Source organism: Collimonas fungivorans (genome assembly GCF_028292705.1).
GTDB lineage: Bacteria > Pseudomonadota > Gammaproteobacteria > Burkholderiales > Burkholderiaceae_D > Collimonas > Collimonas fungivorans_B.
Window position 1 is genome coordinate 1 of sequence record NZ_JAQGLV010000190.1, and the last position, 3,012, is coordinate 3,012.

The 3,012-nt window shown below is 63.1% G+C and carries 2 protein-coding genes; both read left to right on the top strand.

The window, feature by feature from the left end:
• On the top strand, window positions 1-1,376 hold a 1,376-nt coding region (locus JWQ61_RS10245), incomplete at its 5' end, for an aldehyde dehydrogenase (RefSeq protein WP_304360441.1).
• 80 nt (window positions 1,377-1,456) lie between these two features.
• The coding region (locus tag JWQ61_RS10250; RefSeq protein WP_304360442.1) for a feruloyl-CoA synthase at window positions 1,457-3,012 on the top strand (1,556 nt) is incomplete at its 3' end.

The following is a 3,012-nucleotide window of genomic DNA, read 5'->3' on the forward strand; positions in this document are numbered from 1 at the left end:
CGGTGAGCGGCGCCATTGCCACCCGCGCGCCGGCCGCCGGCCTGGCGGATGCCGATGCGGCGGTGGAAGCCGCCCAGGCGGCGTTTCCGGCATGGGCCGCGCTGGCGCCGACCGAGCGCCGCAAGCGGCTGCTCAAAGCTGCAGACCTGATGGATGCACGCACTGCCGAATTCATCGCAGTGGGCGTCAGCGAGACCGGCGCGATGCCGAACTGGTACGGCTTTAACGTCATGTTGGCGGCCAACATGCTGCGCGAGGCGGCGTCGATGACGACCCAGATCGACGGCAGCGTGATTCCGTCCGACGTGCCTGGCAATCTTGCGCTTGCGCTGCGCCAGCCATGCGGCGTGGTGCTCGGCATCGCGCCTTGGAATGCGCCCGTGATCCTTGGCACACGGGCACTGGCGATGCCGCTGGCGTGCGGCAACACGGTGGTATTGAAAGCGTCGGAACAATGTCCGGCTGTGCACGCGATGATCGGCACGGTCCTGCATGAGGCCGGGCTCGGCGCGGGCGTGGTCAATGTGGTGACCAATGCACCGGAGGACGCGGCGGCGATTGTCGAGAGGCTGATTGCGCACCGCCATGTGCGCCGCATAAATTTCACGGGTTCGACACATGTGGGGCGCATCGTTGCCCGGCTCGCCGCGCAGCACGTGAAGCCGGTGTTGCTGGAACTCGGCGGCAAAGCAGCGGTGCTGGTGCTGGCCGACGCCGATCTCGACGCCGCCGTGGACGCCGTTGCATTTGGTGCATTCTTCAACCAGGGCCAGATCTGCATGTCGACCGAACGTGTGATCGTGGACCGCCGGATTGCCGATGCGTTCGTCGACAAGCTCGCCGCCAAAGCGCAATCCTTGGTCGCCGGCAATCCGCTGGAGGCAGGCAGCGTGCTCGGCGCCATGATCGACGCCGGCGCGGTGGCGCGCGTGGCGGCACTGGTTGCAGATGCCAGTTCCAAGGGCGCACGCTTGCCGGTCGGCTGCAGCTACGAGGGCGCTGTCATGCAGCCCGTTATCGTTGACGGTGTTACGCCAGACATGCGGATCTATCGCGAGGAATCGTTCGGTCCGGTAGTGACCGTGCAGCGGGTGGGCAGCGACGATGAAGCCGTGCAACTGGCCAACGACAGCGAATACGGGCTTGCATCCGCCGTCTTCAGCCGCGACATCTCGCGTGCGCTGGCTGTCGCAAAACGGATCCAGTCCGGCATTTGCCACATCAACGGGCCCACCGTCCATGACGAGGCGCAAATGCCCTTCGGCGGCGTAAAAAACAGCGGTTATGGACGCTTCGGCGGCAAAGCATCGATTGCGGAATTTACCGACCTGCGCTGGATCACGATCCAGAACGAGGCTCGGCACTATCCGGTCTAGCACAGGATGCAACCATAACCACCGGCCGCAACGCCTTCATGCAGAAAGGCGGGCCGCAACAGAATGCAGGAGACAACAGCATGACTAGTGTTGAAGCTGGCACGGGTGCGCGTTACAGGGATGTGGCGGTGACTACCGCTGCACCCGAAATCACCAGGAAAGGCAACGCCTGGTATTTACGTTCGACCGAGCCGTTGCAAGCATTTCCGCTGCGCCTGACCGACCGCCTGGTGAGCGGCGCGCAAGCGCACCCAGAGCGGGTCCTGGTGGCGCGCCGAGACCATCACGGCGCCTGGATAACAATCACTTATGCCGATATGTTGCGGCGTGCGCGGGCAATCGGCCAGGCACTGCTCGATCTCGGCTTGGCGCCGGATCGGCCGCTTGCCATCCTGTCCGGCAACGACCTGGAACATTTGCAACTGGCTTTCGGCGCAATGCTGGCCGGTATCCCGTTCGCACCGCTGTCGCCGGCTTATTCACTGGTTTCCAGCGATTTCAGCAAGCTCCGCTATATGCTGGGGCGGTTGCATCCTGGACTGGTATACGCAAGTGACCATGCGATGTTCTCGCGCGCCATCGATGCCGCTGTCCCTGCCGACGCCATATTGTTGACGAACCAGGCGACGCCTCGTTCCATCACGCTTGACAGCTTGCTTGAGCACATTCCGGCCAGCATCGATGCAGTATCGGCGCGCGTAGATGGCGATACGATCGCCAAAATCCTCTTCACCTCAGGTTCCACCAGGCAGCCCAAGGCGGTTCCGACCACGCATCGCATGTTGTGCAGCAACCAGCAGATGCTGTTGCAAACGTTTCCCGAGTTCGCGAAAGAGCCGCCGGTACTGGTCGACTGGCTGCCCTGGAATCACACCTATGGCGGCAGCCATAACCTCGGCATTGCCTTGTACAACGGCGGTTCGCTCTATATCGACGACGGTAAGCCGGTGGCCGGCAAGTTCGAGGAAACATTGCGCAACCTGCGTGAAATATCGCCGACCGCCTACTTCAATGTTCCCAAGGGCTGGGAAGAACTCGCGATCGCGCTGGAAACCGACGAGGCGCTGCGGCAGTGCTTCTTTGCGCGCGTGAAGCTGTATTTTTTCGGCGGGGCAGGGCTGTCGCAGGCGGCCTGGAGCCGGCTGGAACGGGTCACGGAACAATATTGCGGCGAGCGCATCCGCATCATGGCCGGCCTCGGCATGACGGAAACCTCGCCTTGCTGCCTGTTTACCACCGGAGCAGGCACGCGCGCAGGCCATATCGGCTTGCCGGCCCCAGGTTGCGAGACAAAACTGGCGCCGGTGGGCGGCAAGCTGGAGCTGCGTTTTCGCGGCCCCCACGTGATGGCAGGATATTGGCGTCACGAAGCGTCGGGCGCACAGGTGTTCGACGAAGAAGGTTTCTATTGCAGCGGAGACGCGGCAAGTTTTGTCGATCCTGAACGCCCAGAGATCGGTTTGCAATTCGATGGCCGCATTGCCGAGGACTTCAAACTGGACTCTGGCACCTTCGTCAGCGTCGGGCCGTTGCGCGCTCGCGCGGTGTCGGAAGGCGCGCCGTATGTACAGGATGCGGTCGTGACCGGAATCAACCGCGGAGAAGTTGGCTTGCTGGTCTTCCCGCGTATCGGCGA